General features: G+C 44.1%; 17 protein-coding genes and 1 pseudogene. 6 read left to right on the top strand and 12 right to left on the bottom strand.

The genetic code is table 11. The features are described 5' to 3' along the window. Nucleotides 1-23: 23 nt before the first annotated feature. Both AACU59_RS08415 and AACU59_RS08410 read left to right on the top strand, forming a co-directional pair. Entirely contained in the window at nucleotides 24-887 is an 864-nt protein-coding gene (locus AACU59_RS08415; RefSeq protein WP_094144998.1) for a patatin-like phospholipase family protein, read from the top strand. Nucleotides 888-1073: 186 nt separating this feature from the next. After that, nucleotides 1074-1916: a DNA ligase gene (locus AACU59_RS08410; RefSeq protein WP_443280569.1), complete on the top strand. Its 843-nt coding sequence runs from the start codon at nucleotides 1074-1076 to the stop codon at nucleotides 1914-1916. Between the two features lie 78 nt (nucleotides 1917-1994). Here the strand turns inward: AACU59_RS08410 and AACU59_RS08405 are convergent, their stop codons facing one another. The 3 genes from AACU59_RS08405 to AACU59_RS08395 all read right to left on the bottom strand — a co-directional run bounded on the left by AACU59_RS08405 (nucleotide 1995) and on the right by AACU59_RS08395 (nucleotide 4844). Beyond that, nucleotides 1995-3365, bottom strand: a complete 1371-nt coding sequence (locus tag AACU59_RS08405; protein ID WP_026027236.1) for an MATE family efflux transporter — start codon at nucleotides 3363-3365, stop codon at nucleotides 1995-1997. Nucleotides 3366-3616: 251 nt separating this feature from the next. Then, nucleotides 3617-3820, bottom strand: coding sequence for a CPXCG motif-containing cysteine-rich protein (locus AACU59_RS08400; RefSeq protein WP_010320526.1), 204 nt, complete (start codon nucleotides 3818-3820; stop codon nucleotides 3617-3619). A gap of 157 nt (nucleotides 3821-3977) precedes the next feature. Next, nucleotides 3978-4844 (bottom strand): fructosamine kinase family protein, encoded by an 867-nt coding sequence (locus tag AACU59_RS08395; protein WP_094145000.1) that lies wholly within the window; start codon nucleotides 4842-4844, stop codon nucleotides 3978-3980. A 404-nt stretch (nucleotides 4845-5248) separates the two neighbouring features. Between AACU59_RS08395 and AACU59_RS08390 the strand changes: the two genes are divergently transcribed. Next, nucleotides 5249-5590: a DUF3802 family protein gene (locus AACU59_RS08390; protein WP_026027237.1), complete on the top strand. Its 342-nt coding sequence runs from the start codon at nucleotides 5249-5251 to the stop codon at nucleotides 5588-5590. Nucleotides 5591-5601: 11 nt separating this feature from the next. On the opposite strand, the gene AACU59_RS08385 is transcribed toward AACU59_RS08390, so the two are convergent. Next, complete coding sequence (locus AACU59_RS08385) at nucleotides 5602-6114, bottom strand: C40 family peptidase (RefSeq protein WP_017042506.1); 513 nt, start codon at nucleotides 6112-6114, stop codon at nucleotides 5602-5604. Nucleotides 6115-6172: 58 nt separating this feature from the next. Here AACU59_RS08385 and AACU59_RS08380 point away from each other — a divergent pair, with 58 nt between their 5' ends. Then, nucleotides 6173-8248 carry a methyl-accepting chemotaxis protein gene (locus tag AACU59_RS08380; protein WP_161437550.1) on the top strand — a complete coding sequence of 692 codons (2076 nt, stop codon included), beginning with the start codon at nucleotides 6173-6175 and terminating at the stop codon, nucleotides 8246-8248. 37 nt (nucleotides 8249-8285) lie between these two features. Here AACU59_RS08380 and AACU59_RS08375 read toward each other — a convergent pair whose 3' ends face one another. Then, on the bottom strand, nucleotides 8286-9077 hold the full coding sequence (locus AACU59_RS08375; protein ID WP_094144759.1) for a sterol desaturase family protein: 792 nt from the start codon (nucleotides 9075-9077) through the stop codon (nucleotides 8286-8288). 92 nt (nucleotides 9078-9169) lie between these two features. Between AACU59_RS08375 and AACU59_RS08370 the strand changes: the two genes are divergently transcribed. Beyond that, complete coding sequence (locus tag AACU59_RS08370) at nucleotides 9170-9901, top strand: tRNA-uridine aminocarboxypropyltransferase (RefSeq protein ID WP_094144760.1); 732 nt, start codon at nucleotides 9170-9172, stop codon at nucleotides 9899-9901. Nucleotides 9902-10058: 157 nt separating this feature from the next. Next, complete coding sequence (gene nagK / locus AACU59_RS08365; RefSeq protein WP_088732431.1) at nucleotides 10059-10970, top strand: N-acetylglucosamine kinase; 912 nt, start codon at nucleotides 10059-10061, stop codon at nucleotides 10968-10970. An 88-nt stretch (nucleotides 10971-11058) separates the two neighbouring features. Here nagK and AACU59_RS08360 read toward each other — a convergent pair whose 3' ends face one another. The 7 genes and pseudogenes from AACU59_RS08360 to uhpC form a co-directional block, all read right to left on the bottom strand. Then, nucleotides 11059-11334: a DUF2960 domain-containing protein gene (locus AACU59_RS08360; RefSeq protein ID WP_161437549.1), complete on the bottom strand. Its 276-nt coding sequence runs from the start codon at nucleotides 11332-11334 to the stop codon at nucleotides 11059-11061. A gap of 198 nt (nucleotides 11335-11532) precedes the next feature. Further along, a pseudogene (mobB, locus tag AACU59_RS08355) lies at nucleotides 11533-12045 on the bottom strand (molybdopterin-guanine dinucleotide biosynthesis protein B); the annotation flags it as partial. Next, the gene (mobA, locus tag AACU59_RS08350) at nucleotides 12042-12629 is read right to left on the bottom strand and encodes a molybdenum cofactor guanylyltransferase MobA (protein ID WP_047689442.1); all 588 of its coding nucleotides are present in this window, start codon (nucleotides 12627-12629) and stop codon (nucleotides 12042-12044) included. The pseudogene mobB and the gene mobA, both read right to left, overlap by 4 nt. A 268-nt stretch (nucleotides 12630-12897) precedes the next feature. Beyond that, nucleotides 12898-13953, bottom strand: coding sequence for a ferric ABC transporter ATP-binding protein (fbpC, locus tag AACU59_RS08345; protein WP_094144762.1), 1056 nt, complete (start codon nucleotides 13951-13953; stop codon nucleotides 12898-12900). A 17-nt stretch (nucleotides 13954-13970) separates the two neighbouring features. Then, nucleotides 13971-16067: an ABC transporter permease gene (locus AACU59_RS08340; protein WP_026027999.1), complete on the bottom strand. Its 2097-nt coding sequence runs from the start codon at nucleotides 16065-16067 to the stop codon at nucleotides 13971-13973. A 109-nt stretch (nucleotides 16068-16176) separates the two neighbouring features. Next, nucleotides 16177-17211: an ABC transporter substrate-binding protein gene (locus AACU59_RS08335; RefSeq protein ID WP_013856874.1), complete on the bottom strand. Its 1035-nt coding sequence runs from the start codon at nucleotides 17209-17211 to the stop codon at nucleotides 16177-16179. A gap of 126 nt (nucleotides 17212-17337) precedes the next feature. Beyond that, the gene (gene uhpC / locus AACU59_RS08330; protein ID WP_094144763.1) at nucleotides 17338-18669 is read right to left on the bottom strand and encodes an MFS transporter family glucose-6-phosphate receptor UhpC; all 1332 of its coding nucleotides are present in this window, start codon (nucleotides 18667-18669) and stop codon (nucleotides 17338-17340) included. Nucleotides 18670-18703 lie beyond the last annotated feature (34 nt).

Here is an 18703-nt window from a genome sequence, read left to right as displayed (position 1 = left end):
TTTCCGTACCATAACGTTTAACGATGAAGTACAGAGAGAGAATCATGATGAAAGCGTTAGTGGTTGAAGGTGGTGCGATGCGCGGCATTTTTGCCAGTGGAGTCTTGGATAGTTTTTTACAACATCAGCATAACCCATTTGATTTTGTATTAGGTGTTTCAGCTGGAGCTTCAAACTTAATCGGCTACCTTGCGAAGCAACCGAGACGCAGTTATCTCGTTGTAACTCAGCTTGCCACCGACCGTCTTTTTTTTAACCCAATTCGCTTTATCAAGGGGGGAAATCTCGTCGATGTGCGTTGGCTAATCGATGAGTCCAACCGACGTTATCCGATTGATGAAGACAAACTGTTTAACTCAGTCCCTTTCTTTGCCGTTGCAACCAATATCGAAACGGGTAAAGCCGATTATTATCGAGTGACTCAAGAAAACTTGAGCACGGCCATTGAGGCCACATCCGCTCTACCGATAGTTTATAAGCACACGCCTTGTTTCCATGGTGGTTGTTACACTGATGGAGGTGTTGCTGACTCGATCCCTGTTAAAGAAGCGTATCGCCGTGGAGCACGAGATATTACGGTTGTTTTATCACATCCACTTAGCTATATCATGTCGCCCCCTAAAAGTAAGTGGATGATGAAAAAACTTTTTTCACGCCATCCAAATATGGCTAAATCAATGCTATTTCGTGCGAAACATTACAACCAATCACTTGAATTTATTCGTAACCCACCTTCTGATGCCATCATTCGAGTAATCGCGCCACCTGAAGGGTTTCCCGTAAAGAGATTGACGATGAAGTTACCTTTGCTCAACATAGGCTATGACATGGGCTTAAAAGCAGGGCAAAATCATTTGGAGTGGCTTGAATACACACATGCAGCCTAAAAACGCTTAGGTTCAAAAGGTTGATAAAACACTATCTACATGTCGTAACTGTGTATGTAATAAGCTGTTTTTTAGAGATGATTGAGTATGAATTTCATCGCAATTTATCTTGTTTATGGTTTTCATATGAGTAGTACGTGCTAAGTATGTACCACATTTTGATTGATCGAGCCTGATGGCATGCAACTGAAACTATCATTACTCTCCATCGCTTTATTGAACACAATTCCTGTCACTGCAACGGAAAACTTTCAGATGTTTATTCCGGTCACTGCGGCCAATAGTTACCAACATGGCATTGATGTTGCTGGGTACTGGAAAAGTGAAAAACTGGATGGAATTCGCGCCATCTGGAATGGGCAATATCTCCATACGCGTAATGGTAATAAGATCAATGCGCCTGCTTGGTTTACTGCACCATTACCTAATAAAGCATTAGAAGGAGAGCTCTGGGCTGGACGAGGTCAGTTTCATCACGTACAACAAACGGTATTGGATACCATACCAACCGATGAAGCGTGGCAAAGCATCCGCTTTATGCTGTTTGATATGCCCGAAGCGATCGGTGACTACCAAAAGCGATACCGCAATCTTATCCACTTATCCTCACTCATGAATGCTCCGCACATTACCTATATTGAACATTCACCAATTCACTCAGAAAAAGAGCTGCTTGGGTATTTAGACAACGTAAGTGATGGGCAGGGTGAAGGGGTAATGCTGCGAAAAATTAATGCCCATTACCAAGCCGGCCGCAGTAACGATTTACTTAAGCTTAAAAAACACCAAGATGCTGAAGCTACGGTCATTGGTTATAAACTGGGTTCTGGCAAGTATCAAGGTATTATGGGATCAGTACTAGTGCGCTTAGAAAACGGTGTTGAGTTCTATATCGGCAGCGGTTTTTCTGATGAGATCAGAAATAATCCGCCAAAGATCGGATCCATTATTACTTTTCGTTTTAATGATCTCACTGCAGAAGGAAAACCAAGATTTGCACGCTTTATGAGAGAAAGGCCAGCAATATAAATAAGGCCAGACAATGTCTGACCTTATTATTTCATCGCAACGCCTTTTCGCCACGTTGAAATTCATAGAATCAAGCTGTTATTTCGATGCAAAATCAAGTTGCACGCTATCGGCTTGTTGATGCATCCAGTGTAAGCGGATACCCAGCATCAAAGCAGCAGAAGATAAGCCAACGATAAATCCTATCCAGAACCCACTTGCACCCATAGGTTCGACAATGAAATCTGTCATTGCTAATACATAGCCCGTTGGCAAGCCAATCATCCAATAAGCGATAAAGGTACGATTAAAAATAGCCGTCATGTCTTTATAACCACGTAGCGCCCCTGCTGCAACGACTTGAATCGCATCCATACATTGATAAATAGCCGCAAAAATAAGCAACTGCATTGCCATGGCTACAACGGCTTGGTTTTCCGTATAAAGCAAAGCCACATATTCACGAAATAGAACCGTTAACGTCGCCGTGATAATTGCAGTAGATAAACCGACTAACAAGCCAACCTGCGAAGCAATGGTTGCCCCTTCAATATTTTTCTCGCCCAGCTTATGGCCAACACGGATGCTCACTGCCGCGCCGATACTCATCGGTAACATAAAAATTAATGATGAGAAATTCAAAGCGACTTGGTGAGCCGCCACCACCAATGAACCGAGTGGAGCGACCAACAATGCGACCACAGCAAATAGAGTAACTTCAAAAAATATCGCTGCCGCCACAGGAAAACCAAGCTTGAATAAGCGAATTTGCGCTTTCAATTGTGGTTTATGGAATTCACCAAAGATATTAATGTGCGCCATGCGTTTAGAAGTGACGACATAAAACAGCAGCATAAAAAACATCAACCAATAGACAATTGCCGTCGCCACACCACAACCTACACCGCCTAGCTCTGGTGCGCCAAATTTTCCGTATACGAAAATCCAGTTAAGTGGAATGTTAACTAATAAGCCCGCGAAACCAATCACCATAGCGGGTTTCGTCAGTGAGATACCATCCGTGAAACTGCGCAATGCTTGAAATAGTAAATAAGAAGGTACGGCAAACATCACGGCGTACATGTACCCGTTAGTTTTTTCAGCCATCAACGGCTCAATATCCATCCACCCCAAAATCCATTGAGTTTGAAACAGAACACCAATAATGGGGATAGAGACAAACAACGCTAGCGCTGCGCCTTGTTGGATTTCAAAAGGAATCTTCTTTTGCCGCCCTGATCCGTTGAGTTGCGCTACAACAGGAACCAACGCCATTAACAACCCAACACCAAACAGAATCGAAGGTAGCCAAATACTCGCCGCGATCGATACCGCAGCCATATCAATCGCACTCACACCACCTGCCATGACGGTATCTACAAAGCCCATTCCAGTTTGAGCAATAGAGGCAATCAACACAGGTGTTGCCAATTTGATTAAATTTGAAGCTTCTTGTTTATAACGATGCACAAATATCTCCAGAGGAAGGACAAGCAAAAATCGCGACCAATAATCAACTTATCGCGTAGGCATGGATGATAAAGAAATGTCACACTAAGCTCCATGAAAAACTGATGAAATTACCTAATGTTTATTGGGAAGGTTGCTCGTCGCGCTATATGCGGTGAAATCTATTTCAGACAAAGCTTGATTAGGCTAGATAGGGGGCTTGGCGTGTTGCACGTAACCATTAAGAAGAGCGCTTGCCAAGCGCTCACTTTTTAAAAGATTTGTTCATCATCGGCATCAACAAACAACTCTATTTTGTCTAAACGTTCATCGACCATCATATTGAGATGAATCGCATGGCAACAGGCGGGGCAATCGTCATAAAACTCTTGGCTACCATTTGATGCATCTAGGGTGATCCGAATGGAATGACCGCAGTGAGGGCAGTTGACCATTCTTTCCGTATAATTTTTCATATCTCTTTCCTTACATCCTTGGAGATACCTTAATACTAAGTCGCTAAGTTCCTTTAAGCGGCAAATTAAGTTCAAACTTTGAATTGGCCCATAAAACAACAAAAGAGCCATTTATTAAGGCTCATTTGTTGTCTATACAGCTCGGTTGTTTACACCGTTAAAAGGAGAGGATTTTCTTGATCAAACTTTCCGCTTCGACCAGATAGTGGCCACCAAATTGATTGTAGTGATTGAGGACATGATAGAGGTTATAAATATTCTTACGTTCCACATAGTCCAAACTCAAAGGTAAGATGCTTTCATAGCCTTGGTAAAACTCAGGTTGAAAACCTTCAAATAACTCTGTCATTGCGATATCGCATTCACGATCACCCCAATAACAGGCGGGATCGTAGCAAATTGGACCAAATACAGAGTTTGCCACATTCCCGTGCCACAAATCTCCATGCAGCAGAGATGGGCGAGGGCTATGGTTAGCTAAGCGAGATTGGACAACATCGACCAACTCGCTGATATTGAACAACTCAATTCCTTTTTCACGCAACAATTGCAATTGCCAGCCGATACGTTGTTCTGCAAAAAAACGACCCCATTTTTTGTCCCACGGATTTGGCTGCAAAGTGGAACCAATATAATTGTCTGCATCAAACCCATACTCTTTTTGTTCTCCCCATTGATGCAGTTTGGCCAGTTGTACACCGAACTCATAGCTGTTCGTCGCGTTATCTAGGGGTTTGGTTGGTAGATAGTTTAAAACAATGAAAGCATGATTTTTACTGGTTCCAATCATCACTAGCTCGGGAACCTGTACTGTTGACGTTTCACGAAGCGAACGTAGGTTTTCACCCTCAATCTCAAACGTAGCTAAGAAGTCTCGTGTGTTTACTTTAACAAAATAGCGTTGTTCGCCATCGCTGATCATGTAGCAATCACTAATGTCACCACCGCTGACTTTTTCTTTTTCAACAGGGTTAAATTCAAACATGAGCGTATCGGATAACTGCTGAATGAGAGTTTGCCACATAACGACCTCTGCCTTGATTTACTTAATAATTCGTAGTTTAGGTCATGGTTACGAATATTTCAGAAGTGAGTGACACATAATTTAGCCACTTTCCTTTTGAGGGAGCACCAATGCTCATAAATGTGATTAAGTGCAAGAATTTGCAGATGCGAATACAGAAATAGTATTAAAAATAACGCTATATTTTCCATAAGTTGATCTTGCTTAGGTGCTAGTAACCCAATTTATAGGATGGCGTATCCTACTTTGGGGAAAATAAATGCTCGTGAAATAGATGCTTATCAAGAAATCGCGGGAAATTTGAACGTCTAAACTATCAAATCTGTGAAAATGGGCTGACATGGCTTAGTATTATTGAAGGTACAGTGATTACTAGCAATTTAGCGGTAAAGCGGAGAATTAAAGTGGTTGTAGAAACCGATGGTTATTTGGCTCTGATAGAGCATCTCTCTTTTAATATGGATGTGTTCACATCAGGCGGAGATATTGGCGCTGAAAGTGTAGAAGATGTTGTGACCGACATGGTTTCAAGCAACATCATGGCTATTTTTGAACAAAACCCTGAGCTACATTCCAGTGTTCGATTCCAGTTGCTCAAAGAAGCCGATTCTGTAGTGGAAGATCTTGGTGAAGTATTGGCGGGTGTTTGGAGTAAACCTGCGACCAATGAACAGATCCTTTTTCTTGATGAATACATCGCCTTAGTGAAGAATCTGTTCGATACTGCCGTTGCGAAGTACGACTAATTGAAGTATGACTAATCAGAGTTAGGCGGGCTTATAATCCGCCTAAATTGCCAGAATTTAGAAGCCCAATAGGGGTTATCGATTCTCGAGATCATCACACCTTTAGACGTAGAGGCGTGCATGAATTTTTTGTCTCCTAGATAGACTCCAACATGATTGCTCGTCCTTGATGTTCTAAAAAAGACCAAATCCCCGCGCTGCGCATTTTGATAATTTACCTCAAAACCCGTTTGACTCTGTGAGCGTGTAGTTCGTGGTAGAGGGATCTGCCATACATCTTTAAACGCTATTTGCACAAATGCTGAGCAGTCGACTCCGTTCAACGTTTCACCACCTAATCGGTACGGCACTCCTTGCCAGCGCTGAAAAACCGTGCCTAATCCATCGTCTTTATCTTGGACAATTGACAGAATCTCTTCTTGAGTAACATAAGTAGGGCCAGAATTGGACGAAATAGGCGATCCTACGCAACCCGTTAGCACACTAGTTATTGATAATGCGAAGAGTATTGGACTTTTAATCATTTATCATCCCAATGAAATGTAACTGAAACATTTTTGAAATATTGCATTCCTACTATGGTTGAGCCTTAACACATTCTCTAATCACTTAGTTGCATTTATCATGAATTCCTCAATAAATAATCGACATTCACTGTCGTTGATTCAAACCATCAGTGCCATTTTCATCACGATGACGTTACTGGTGGTCCTTTTATCCATCACCAGTTTAAAAAGCATCGATAAGGTAGGGCTACAGTTTTCTGGATTGTCTGAACAAACACTACCTTTGGCATTAAATAATGCAAGGTTGACGCAAAATATATTAGAACAAGTACAATCTCTCGGAGATGGCATCCGCACAACGGAATCGGCAGAATTAGAAGCGGTAAACCAGCAATTAAGCCACTTAAACCAGCAGACTGACCAACTTACTGACCAGCTTTTCTCCATCGCTACTCGTATCGGTAACGCGATTACTCAAGATCATCAAGTGTCGTTACGCAGCAAAAGTGCGGCATTTCAGCAGCTCACCTATTCTATTTTATCAACGCAGGCCTCTTTGCTTGAACAGCAGAATGCTATCGATAACGCCGCCACCGCGTTTCGTTACGGATTAAGCTCCATTGGACCGGAGATGAACCGGATCAGTTCATTTCTCGCATTAGATAACCCGGAATCGATGGATGCGGCTAACCGCTTTATTGCCAGTGCAAGTTCGATGGAAAGTACCTTCTTACTGTTAATGATGCAAAACGATCCTGAACAGGCCAAAGTGCAATTTAAAGAAATCCGTAATCGCATGGCGGGAATTGAGCTAGCCTTTGATGATTTCAAAGAGTGGCATCCTGATGTTATGGAGTTTGCAAGCCTGACGGCACCTTATGAAATGGTTAAAGCGGGTTTTGTTGAGCATGGCATTTTAGCACTGATCTTAAATAAAATTGAGCAAGCACAGCAGCAGCGACAAGAAATGGCACAAGCTGCGCAGCTAGCCAAAGATACGGTAGCACTGCTAAATACGATTTCTGCCACCGCAAGTGAGTTGATCAAACACAGTGAGAACGTGGTTCATGACGCAATGCTAATGGTTAAGCAAGTACAATATACTGGCGGCATTATTCTGGTCGCTTTGGTTTTACTAGCATGGCTAGGGTTACGCCACTGGCTAAAGCTGGGGCTGAATAACTTATTGGCCAAGCTTGCATTATTAACTCAACACGATTTTTCTCAACCCGCTCGCTTGATTGGCCCGAGTGAATTTAAAGAAGTTGCTCTACAACTAAACCAAGTTATTGAATCAACAAAATATTCAATTTCTACCGTAACGCGCAATTGTGAAATGCTCTACCAAAATGCCGAAACCAGTCACGATGCAGCCGATAAATCCAACCGCAGTTTAGCCGCACAAAATGATTCGTTGGTTAACATGGTTTCCACCGTGAGTGAGTTGGAATCGGCGATTCGGAATATCGCGCTTGTGACCAGTGAATCTTATGAAGAATCAGTGGCTGCCAGACAGTTTTCTACGCAAGGGGTGAAAGTAGTGGAACAAAACCGTGTTCGCTTGGAATCTCTTGAAAATACACTGCATTTAAACGATGAAGCAATGCACGAGCTTGACCAGCGCGTGAAGAAAATTCGCGAGATGGTGGATATGATCAGCGGTATTGCTGACAGTACCAACTTACTGGCGTTGAACGCCGCGATTGAAGCGGCAAGAGCTGGCGAACAAGGGCGCGGTTTTGCGGTTGTAGCCGATGAAGTACGCAAATTGGCCAGCGATACATCACAGCAAACCACCAATATCCGAGACATGATGAATGAACTCACCAATGCAACGCAGCGCTCTCGTCAAGCGGTATCGGATTCGCGTCAAGAGATGAGTAATGCGCTGCAATCGAGTCAAGAAGTCAAAACAACATTTGAGCAGATAGAAAAAGCAGTGGAACAGATTCGTGCTCGAGTTGAGCAGATAAGCGTTGCAACAGAAGAGCAAGAGCGAGCGACGGCCGATGTAAGCCAATCTATCAGCCAAGTTTCATCGCAAGGTGAGCAAACTAAATTACAGCTTGAAGCCATGGTCGAAAGTTCAGAGCAGGTGGCTGAAGTTGCGGGTGAACAGCAGGCTATGTTGCATAAATATACGCTCAACTAGCTTATCCAGTGCGAATTTCTGTATTTTCATGACGTTGTCACTTTTTTCTAAATGGTTGGGTAAGCATTTTATCCAACCACTGCTCACGCTTCTCTCGAAAGAGTGGTAGGCCGATAATGACCTGCTTATGGCCCAATTCTGGCTGCGCACGATAAGTACGAAATAGCCGATCCCAACATGACAAGAAAAAACCAAAATTGGAGTGAGTTTCTCGCACAATGACTGAATGATGCACCCGATGCATGTCAGGTGTCACCACCAACCAGCGAAGCCAACGGTCCATTTTCAACGGTAATTTTGCGTTACTGTGGTTAAACATCGCGCTCGCATTGAGCACAACCTCAAATATCAATACCGCGAATGGGCTGACACCCAACATGATCACGCAAGTGATTTTGATCCACAAAGAGAGAATCATTTCGAATGGGTGAAACCGTGAGCCAGTGGTCACATCAATATCTTGATCAGCGTGGTGCATGCGATGTAAACGCCATAACCAAGGAGAGAAGTGAAAAAGCACATGCTGGGCGTAAATCACGCCATCAAGAATAATAACTGACAGCGCAATTTCAGCCACTTGTGGTAAATCCACCCAATTAAAAAGGCCAATAGAGTCTTGCTGCGCCCAATAAGCCGCTTCAATGGCTAACACTGGCATCAATAGCGATAAGCACACGCTATTTAAACCAACCAAACCTAAATTATTCAGCCAGCGAGTGGCTTTACTTTGGGTGAGTGTTTTACGTGGGCAAGACCATTCCCACAGCGCACAAAGCATAAATACAGCGAAAAATACGCTCAAACGGATCAATTCAGGGTTCAGGTTCATGCTTAATGGCTCATATTCAATGGTCTTGTGCTAGGAATCTGCTTGTACTGTAAGTACAATCGGCAGCACTTTCCAGCTTGCCGCCCTGATTTATGAGAATCCACGCATTTAACCATTTGTTCCAACATCGCTTAGCGTTATCGACCAAACCTTTTCAAGCTCGTGGTGCGAAAGTTGAACGTTGCGCCTATTGTCAGGTCGCCACGCAATACTGCTTATGCGGCCATCAACCGGATATGGATACGGATATCGCAGTATTACTGCTGGTTTCTGAAAATGAAGTATTTAAACCCAGTAATACTGGTCGACTAATTGCCGATGTGATTAAAGAAACTTACGTTTATCAGTGGAATCGCACCGAACCTCACGCGGAAATGCTAGCACTGTTGAATAACCCCGCCTATCAACCAGTCGTCATTTTTCCCGAAGAGTATGTGGATGAAAAGCCTCGAGTAATGCAAAGCCCTCCTAGCGCGCACGATAAACGCAAACCACTGTTGATATTGCTTGATGGAAGCTGGCGCGAGGCAAGACGAATGTTTCGCAAATCACTTTATTTGGATGCGCTTCCGGTGATGTCTATCGCACCTAAAAGCGTATCGCAATATATGATGCGTAAATCTGATAATGAGCAGCATTTATCAACGGCTGAAGTGGCGTCGTTGGTATTGGCTGAAGTGGGTGAGCATCAAGCCTCTCTGCTATTAAGCCAATGGTTTGAAGTGTTTCGAGAAAGTTACTTGCTGAGCAAAACCCGCCTAAAGCATGATTTGAGCAGGCCAGTCTTGAAACGTTTCATCGACCAGCAGCAAAGCGAGACGTGACTCTAATAGTTGATCGATTCGGTGATGAGTAATTGTTCAATCGAACCTATAGACCAGATAAATTGGTACTCGGTCACGGATTGTAGGCTGAGCTCTGTGGATAATGCCCAGAGTTTTATTTTTAGCTCATTGATGAGCAAATTTTAGGAGAGATTGCATGTACTACGGCTTTGATGTCGGTGGCACTAAAATTGAGTTTGGTGCGTTTAATGAGAAGTTAGAACGCGTAGCAACGGAGCGCGTTCCTACCCCAACAAACGACTACAATCTGCTAGTTGAAACCATTGCGCAGTTGGTGAGTAAATATGACGCGCAATTGGGTGTGGAAGGTAAAATAGGCCTTGGCCTACCAGGTATGGAAGACGCTGATGATGCTACGGTATTAACCGTCAACGTTCCTGCTGCAAAAGGCAAACCGTTACGCGCTGATTTAGAAGCAAAAATTGGCCGCAGCGTGAAGATTGAAAACGATGCAAACTGCTTTGCGCTTTCTGAAGCATGGGACGATGAGCTGAAAAATGAGCCTTCGGTTATGGGCCTAATTCTCGGCACAGGTTTTGGTGGCGGCCTTATCTATGAAGGGAAAGTGTTCTCTGGTCGTAACCACGTCGCGGGGGAGTTTGGTCATATGCGTCTGCCTCTTGATGCATGGTTACATCTTGGTGATAACGCGCCGATGCTCGGCTGTGGTTGTGGCAAACAAGGATGCTTAGACAGTTATCTCTCTGGCCGCGGTTTTGAGCTATTGTACGAGCACTATTATGGCGAGCACAAAAAAGCGATTGATATCATTCACGCCAATGAAGCCGGTGAAGCGAAAGCCGTTGAGCATGTTGAGCGCTTTATGGAACTACTTGCCATCTGTTTTGCCAACATTTTCACAGCCAATGACCCACACGTTGTTGCACTCGGTGGCGGTTTATCAAACTTTGAATTGATCTACCAAGAGATGCCTAAACGCGTACCGAAATACCTGCTTTCTGTCGCGAAATGTCCGAAGATCATCAAAGCAAAACATGGTGATTCAGGCGGCGTACGTGGTGCAGCTTTCCTTAATATCAAATCATAAAATCAAACAAAAAGGGCCTATAATCAAACGGGCCCTTTTTTATATCAGTCAAAAGTTAACTCTTTGACCTGATTAACCTAAGTTCTGGTTATTGAGTGTTAGCGCCTTTTTTACCCACACCTACGTTTTCTTTTTGTTGCAGTATTAGCTTGCTAAAACCTAACTTTTTAAAGTGGTTATCGCGGTAATTGCGTACCGCTTTTGCGTCAGAAATCATTTCCAGCTGCTGTTCCATTTTTAAAAAATCAGTAATATCAATACCTTCTGCTTCGGCTACTGCTTCTTGAATGTTGTGATGCTTTTCGTAAGAAAAAGTCAGCGTTTTATCTTCATTTTTGTAAGTGTACAAAATGGTGCGAGCCATGATCATCTCTCTAAAATCGTCATTCCCAATTTCGGGAAAATAAACAAAGGCTGATCGCTTACTATCAACCAATTGAAAATGGGGGCGTTGGCAGCGCTGAAACATGACTAACCAACATCTAATGAGCTAGATTTTGCCTTTAAGTGGGATAATTGTCACGCTTTCACCACCGAAATAGCGCAGGATATTTCATTTACAACGCTGTACATATTCAATGACAAACGCCGCTATTGCATCGAGATCATTGATGTTCATCTGTGGTAAAGCACTTTTCACAACTTCATCCGCGGCGATAGCGATGATATTTTCATCATTTGGATATAGCCAAGGTTTACCTACTTCAGCACGGTGCAATTCAATTTTTGGAAAGGTGAGGTTTTTACACCCTTCAACTAAAATTACGTCGAGTTTATCGCAATCAAAGCGAGACAAAAGATATTCGAAATCGGGTTCGGCTTCTGGCGTCTCAGTCATCATGGCATGACGATAGCGCGATGCAACTAACATCTGGCTTGCCCCCGCTTTACGCAGCCGATGGCTATCTTTACCTGGTTTATCAATATCAAAATCGTGGTGCGCGTGCTTAAGTACGCCTAATGTTAGGCCTGCTGCCCTTAACTTGGGCAACAAGGCTTCAAGCAAGGTTGTTTTTCCTGTGCCAGAGTAGGCCGCAAAGCCAAGCAAAGGGCATGAAGGCGCTTGATATTTCATGATGTCAAAGTTCCAAATTGTGCCAGATCTTGAGGCGTGTTGAGGTTCAAAAAGCAGTTTGGCGAGTCGCTAAAGTCAACGTAATCTGTGTGGCATTCTTGATAAAGACGGGTGATTTTTCTCTCGCCACGTTCTAAAAATGCAGTCAGTGTTGGCAGCACACGTTGGTGAATAAGGGTGAATACGGGTTGAGCGAAGTGACCATCATGGGCGACTAAAATATCATGCGAGTCTTGAACCGCATGGCAAAAACGCGCAACAAGATCGTCATTGATCAACGGGCAATCGCAAGGGACAAATCCAACCCAATCGGTTTGTGCATGGGTTAACCCTGCCTGAATTCCAGCGAGTGGACCGGGATAATCAGCCATGGTATCGGAAATGACAGGCGCAAACTGACGATACTGTGCATGGTTACGATTAGCGTTAATCGTCAGGCTAGTAGATTGCGGCTTAAGCTTATTCATGACATGTTGAATCAAAGGTTGGCCATTGAGTTCAATCAGCCCTTTGTCTTGTCCACCCATACGGCTGGCTTGCCCACCCGCTAAAATAACCCAACTTGTTTGTGTGGGAAGTAACATGAAATGTCTCTTAATTGTGCGATGAGAAGAGCGCCGTACAGACAAGTTAAACTCATTGATTGAGCATCACTCGCCCATTTTTAGTGGCGACAAACCAAGGTAAGGATGATAACCCAACTCATGCCTTGGTGCTAACTGGCTGATGATTATAACCAATCTCACTTGTGCGGGTGGATCTTTTTCATTGCTCTCGTTAAGCTTTTCATTGCTCTCACTAAGACACAAACGCCTCCATTAGTTTGGAGGCGTTTGGTCAAGTTAGGCAGTATTATGCATCTTCAGGTAGTAGGAATAACCCCACGGGGTTGATCGTCAGATAAGCATGATCAGCGTAACTGGGGTCAAATTGTGACGAGTTGAGTTGCAGTAACAGCTCTTTGTTGTGCCATTTAACCAACACTTTATACATCGACCCCATGTAAGCAATACTGGTAATTTGACACTGTTGGCAGGCATCACCGTCCGCGCAGAGCAAAATAGCTTCTGGTCGAACACCAATTTGATAATTTCCCGCAGGCAAAGCCGTGACACTGTCATCATTAGCGGGGATCTTATAGCCATTGATGATCAAATATTCACCATCATATTGACCCTCAAAAATATTGGCTTCGCCCATGAAGTTGGCCATGAACATCGAGGTTGGGTGCTTATACAGTTGAGTTGGTGACCCCTGCTGCATGATGTCGCCATCTTTCATCACAATCACAGTATCAGAAACGGCAAAGGCCTCCGCCTGATCGTGCGTCACATACAAAGAGGTGATATTAAAACGCTGTTGCAACTCTCGAATAGTTTCACGCATGCTGCGTCTTAAATTGGCGTCCAAGTTACTGAGCGGCTCATCGAATAGCAATACCTTAGGCTTAAGCACCAACGCGCGAGCGAGCGCTACTCGCTGTTGCTGACCTCCTGAAATTTGGTCAACGTAACGTTCTCCAAAGCCTTCTAAATCTACTAATTTCAAGGCTTCATCCACTCGCTGTTTTACTTCATCTTTACTCAAGCCAATCATTCTTAGGCCGTAACCTACGTTGTCATGTAAGGAAAGGTGAGGAAACAGAGCGTAAGATTGAAACACCATGCAGATGTCACGTTGCTGGATGGAGGTACTCGTGACGTCTTCACCATCAATAAAAATTTGGCCGCTGGTTGGTTTTTCGAGCCCTGCGACCAAACGCAGCACGGTCGTTTTTCCACATCCTGAAGGGCCGAGCAGTGTTACAAGGCTGCCTTTTTTGATTTCTAAATCCAAATTACCAATGACGGTTTTATCGCCAAAACGCTTGCAGACATTCTTTAAAACAACAAAGTTTTCATTTTCCATGGTGATATCTCCAATGGTTATTCTTGGTTATTGGCTTTAGAACGAGAAACACGTGCCTCACCAACGATAAAATCAAAAATTAAAATAATAGCCAACATCACAACAATCAAAATAGAGCCATATGCGATCGCAACTCCATACTCACCATCTTCTACACGATTCAGGATGTAAGACGTTGCCACCCGTGTTTCTGGCGTCACCAAGAAAATAATGGCGCTGACGGTCGTCATTGCTCGAACAAAGCTGTAAATCAGTGTTGAGAGAATTGCTGGTCGTAATAACGGCAACAGAATATGAGTAATGGTTTTAAAGGAGTTAGCCCGCAAACTGAGTGACGCTTCATCGAGCGATTTATCAAGTTGGCCTAGCCCTGCAATACCTGCGCGAATACCTACTGGCACGTTACGCATCACCATGGAAATCACAACAATGGCTGCGGTACCGGTGAGGTAAATAGGCGCATCATTAAATGCAAGAATGTAAGATACCCCCGCAACCGTGCCCGGAACGGCGAAGCAAAGCATGGTTGCAAACTCAATCACTTTCTTACCGTAAAATTGCTGACGGACAACGATATACGCAATCAACAGACCAAAGAAGGCGGTCAATGGCGCTGCAACGCCGGCATAAATCATCGTCGTGATGAGTGATGGCCAAGCACCTTCACTCATTCCCATGCCAAACAGATGAATATAGTTTTTAAGCGTTAAGCTGTAATCCACACCCCAGTTCACGGTGAAGCTGCCGAAGATGATGCTGCCATAAAGCAAGATGTTAAATGCCATCCAAAAATAGAGCAGTGCCGAAACCGTATGTTTAAGTAAGGTAGGCAGCGCTTGCACATCGCCACGATATGATTTGCCGGAAATGGTGACGTATGAACGCTTTCCTATCCACAGATATTGGACAACAAAGATCGCCAATGAAAATAGCAACAAGACGGCCCCAAGTGTGCTGGCGGAAGCGTAATCTAATTGAGCTCCTGCGATGTAGAAGTAAATCTGAGTGGCTAACACATCGAAACTGCCCCCAAGTACAAGCGGGTTACTGAAGTCGGCCAGTGATTGGACAAAGATGATTAAGAAACTATTGGCCAAAGCAGGTTTGAGCAATGGCATGACAATTTTAAAAAAAGTTTGATAACGATTGGCTCGAAGTGTGTAGGACGCCTCTTCCAGTGATGGATGTAGGGATTTCATCGCGCCATCTAAAATCATGAATGACATAGGAGCAAAGGCGAGTACTTGTGCCATCCAAATGCCTGTAAAACCATACAGCCAGTTTGTCTGTTGTAACCCAAACCAATCCACCATGAGTTCGGTGATATAACCGGAGCGCCCAAGCATTAAAGTCACCCCAAGCCCAACGACAAAAGGGGGAGTCACAATGGGAAGAATAGAAAAAATTCGCGCAATGAAAGCGGAGCGAGTGGCAATGCGTGTGGTATAGATAGCAAAGATCAAACCAAAGAAAGTGGCACCTATACCCACAGATACGCCAAGCAGTACGGAGTTCCAAACAATTTGTATGATCTGCGCTCGGCTCAAAATTTCAATGAATTGCCACGCAACAAAGTTCCCCATTTCATCTTGGAACATCGGTACAAAGATGGCGATACTCGGAAAGATAATAAAAATCGTGATCAAGAGAATAATCGAGATCAGAGCACCAATCACGAAGCTGTCACCGCCCAAAAACTCAAGACGAGCCAATGCCAATGTCATGACAGCACTTAAGGCAATAAATAGTGCAATGGTTGAATAACCTAAACCTTGCTGGGTATACCAAGAGCTGACCAACACGAAAAACATGCATGCCGCTGAATAACCGATATCAAAATAGTGACGGTGTTTGGCGTACTTATTACCTGCATAGCAAGGGCGAATGAGAAGTACACCCGGAAGCGCAAACCATAACCAAGAAATATTGGCACGGCTCCAACCCATAGCGGCATAAAACTCTTGCGATGTTGAATCAAACACTCCGTAATCAAGTGCAAAAGAGGGCAACAGCACAAACGCACACAATAACGTCAGGATCCAATAAAAAATCGGGTCCCTATGCGAGGTTTTTAGCGGCCGATGTGGTGCAGTGCCTGCTGTAAATTCATTCATTTTTCTGTACCAAAGTTATTTGTAGCCACACAGTGATAAGCCTTGCATTGGCTTTATAAAAAGGGCAGTAGGCACTGCCCATCGAGGCTAAGATAAGGGAGTGCGTTGGCTATTCACCCATTTTTACGACATTAACCCACTTATTAATCAATCTCTTACGTTCATCAGAAGATCCATAGGTATCCATGTCATAATCGATCAAGGTTAACTTTTTAGGGTCGAGGGCGTTGGGGGATTGTTCCGCTTGAGTGTTAGTTAAAATTTGGAAAGATTGACCTTCTTTCCATGCCAGCTCTTGTCCTTCTTTTGACATGACCCAGTCAACAAACCGTTTCGCGTTATCAAGGTTACGCGACCCTTTGATAATGCTCACACCACCAATTTCATAACCTGTACCTTCACAAGGCGAAATCAGCTCCAGCGGTGCTCCTTTCGATTGTTCGAGTGAGTAGTCATGCAAAAAACCAATACCAATCGCAATTTCACCACGCGCTGAGTTACGTGAAGGGGTAACACCTGATTTGGTGTATTGAGAGACGTTTTTGTCGAGTGCTTTGAAATAATCAAAGGCTTTATCTTCATCCCAAAGTTGAATGAAGGTGGCTAATGCGGTGTAGGCAGTCCCCGAACTTTGTGGGTCAGAGATTTGAATCTCTCCTTTGTATTCAGGTTTGGTTAAATCATTCCAGCAGCGCGGGATCGGTAATCCTTTTTCAGCCAAACGTTGAGTGTTCACCCCAAAACCTAAAATACCCATATAAACGGCCGAAGAGTAGTTCCCTTTGCGTTTCGCTGGATCTTTAAATCCATCCATAATGAATTCAAGCTGCGGGGATTGGTAAGCGTGTAAGAGATCCATTTCACCCGCCTGTGATTGAGGATCCAACGTGCCGCCATACCAAACATCCGCGCGTGGGTTCTTCTTCTCTGCTTCGATTTTGGCCAGCGTGCTGCCAGATCCATTGCGAACAAAAGAGGTTTTTACGTCATATTTATCAGAAAAGGCTTTAGTCGCTGTCTCGCACATGGCGTTAGTGGCACTGCAATAAACCACGAGTCGGCCTTCAGCAAATGCTTGAGGCGCGGCAAGCGAAGCACCGAGAATGCAGGTAGCAAGTACACTGCGAGGTAATCTATCTTTCATGTCTGTTTCCTCTTGTTATTTTCATTACTTAACGTAGACGTAGGGCAGCGTTAAGTTTCATCACATTCCTGTGATTTCGTTTTTGCTGCATGACACAGCGAAATCAGAAAACAACGTGAGGAAAGGTTATGACATAGTGACGGCATTCCCTGCACGCTGCTGCGCTTTTAAAAAGGGCAAAATCAGTAATCCAATCAGTGCGGCTGAGAGGGTAATGACACTGAAAAATCCTTCCCAACTAAATTGTTCAATAATGACAGCCAATGGGTAACTGGCTAACGCTGCACCAAGATAGCCAAATAAGCCGACAAAACCGGTCGCGGTTCCAGCCGCATCCTTGTGCGAACATTCAGCGGCGGCCATTCCTATCATCATTTGCGGACCAAAAATAAAAAATCCGATGGAAAAGAAGCAGCCCGACAACACCACAAGGTTGTCAATCGGTGTTAGCCATAACGCGGCCACTGAAATGAAAATGCCTAGCGCAAAAATCAAGTTCATCGGCGCTCGATTGCCTTTAAAAAATTTGTCCGAGCCCCAACCACCAAATAGCGATCCTAAAAATCCTCCGACTTCAAACATCGATACGGCAGCGTTGGCCGAAAAAAGCTCATAACCATGCCGTTCAGTGAGGTATAAATTACCCCAATCATTTAGCGCGATACGCACCACATACACCAGTAGATAGGAGCTACATAACAGCCAAATGTACTTATTCCCTAGAACGTAACGACGTAAAATTTGGCGAAATGGCAGCCCTTTACCTTCAGACTCATGGCGCTTTTCTAATTCATCGTTACGCCACTCACCCACTGGGGGTAACCCTAACGTTGTGGGCTTATCTTGCATGCGAAAGCAGAGCACTAAACCAACGATGATCGCCAAGCAACCCGGTGCAATAAATCCGTACCGCCAACCAAAAGTCACAGCGATAAAACCAATGCTGATCGGAATGAGTGCACCACTTAAATTGTGGCAAGTGTTCCAGATAGACCACCAAAACCCACGTTCAGATCGGGAATACCAAGTAGTGAGCAATTTAGCGCACGGCGGCCATCCCCAACCTTGGAAAAAAGCGTTCAATGTCCAAAGCACGGTAAATGCGGCTAGGGAAGAGCTCAAACCAAACAGCACATTAACTACGCCCGTTGCAACCAGCCCCAAACCCATGAAGTAACTCGGTTTTGATTGGTCGCTGACCATGCCAGAAACAAACTTTGACAAACCGTAAGTCATGTAAAAGAGCGTACCAAGCAGACCAACATCGGAATGTTCAAGCCCGAGATCAGTGAGCATCGCAGGCATGGCAAAATTGAGACTTTTGCGTGTGAAATAAAACACCCCATAGCCGACGTACATCGATAACATTAAATGCAAGCGCCAGTAACGATAGGTTGCATCAATATCCTGTGGTTCTATAGGTGCTGATGTCGGTTTTGAAATCAGAAAACCCAGCATGCTTTGTTTCTCCCTAGTGCTAAGAGATGGTATC

It is taken from the genome of Vibrio sp. V23_P3S9T160 (assembly GCF_963886625.1).
Lineage (GTDB): Bacteria > Pseudomonadota > Gammaproteobacteria > Enterobacterales > Vibrionaceae > Vibrio > Vibrio anguillarum.
This window is presented reverse-complemented; position numbering and strand designations above follow the sequence as displayed.

Bases quoted from the DNA above. Each gene is read 5' to 3' on its own strand.
- AACU59_RS08415 (WP_094144998.1), top strand. From the start codon at position 24: ATGAAGTACAGAGAGAGAATCATGATGAAAGCGTTAGTGGTTGAAGGT.
- AACU59_RS08400 (WP_010320526.1), bottom strand. From the start codon at position 3,820: ATGAAAAATTATACGGAAAGAATGGTCAACTGCCCTCACTGCGGTCAT.
- AACU59_RS08395 (WP_094145000.1), bottom strand. From the start codon at position 4,844: ATGTGGCAAACTCTCATTCAGCAGTTATCCGATACGCTCATGTTTGAA.
- AACU59_RS08385 (WP_017042506.1), bottom strand. From the start codon at position 6,114: ATGATTAAAAGTCCAATACTCTTCGCATTATCAATAACTAGTGTGCTA.
- AACU59_RS08375 (WP_094144759.1), bottom strand. From the start codon at position 9,077: ATGAACCTGAACCCTGAATTGATCCGTTTGAGCGTATTTTTCGCTGTA.
- AACU59_RS08370 (WP_094144760.1), top strand. From the start codon at position 9,170: ATGAGAATCCACGCATTTAACCATTTGTTCCAACATCGCTTAGCGTTA.
- nagK (WP_088732431.1), top strand. From the start codon at position 10,059: ATGTACTACGGCTTTGATGTCGGTGGCACTAAAATTGAGTTTGGTGCG.
- AACU59_RS08360 (WP_161437549.1), bottom strand. From the start codon at position 11,334: ATGGCTCGCACCATTTTGTACACTTACAAAAATGAAGATAAAACGCTG.
- mobA (WP_047689442.1), bottom strand. From the start codon at position 12,629: ATGTTACTTCCCACACAAACAAGTTGGGTTATTTTAGCGGGTGGGCAA.
- fbpC (WP_094144762.1), bottom strand. From the start codon at position 13,953: ATGGAAAATGAAAACTTTGTTGTTTTAAAGAATGTCTGCAAGCGTTTT.
- AACU59_RS08340 (WP_026027999.1), bottom strand. From the start codon at position 16,067: ATGAATGAATTTACAGCAGGCACTGCACCACATCGGCCGCTAAAAACC.
- AACU59_RS08335 (WP_013856874.1), bottom strand. From the start codon at position 17,211: ATGAAAGATAGATTACCTCGCAGTGTACTTGCTACCTGCATTCTCGGT.
- uhpC (WP_094144763.1), bottom strand. From the start codon at position 18,669: ATGCTGGGTTTTCTGATTTCAAAACCGACATCAGCACCTATAGAACCA.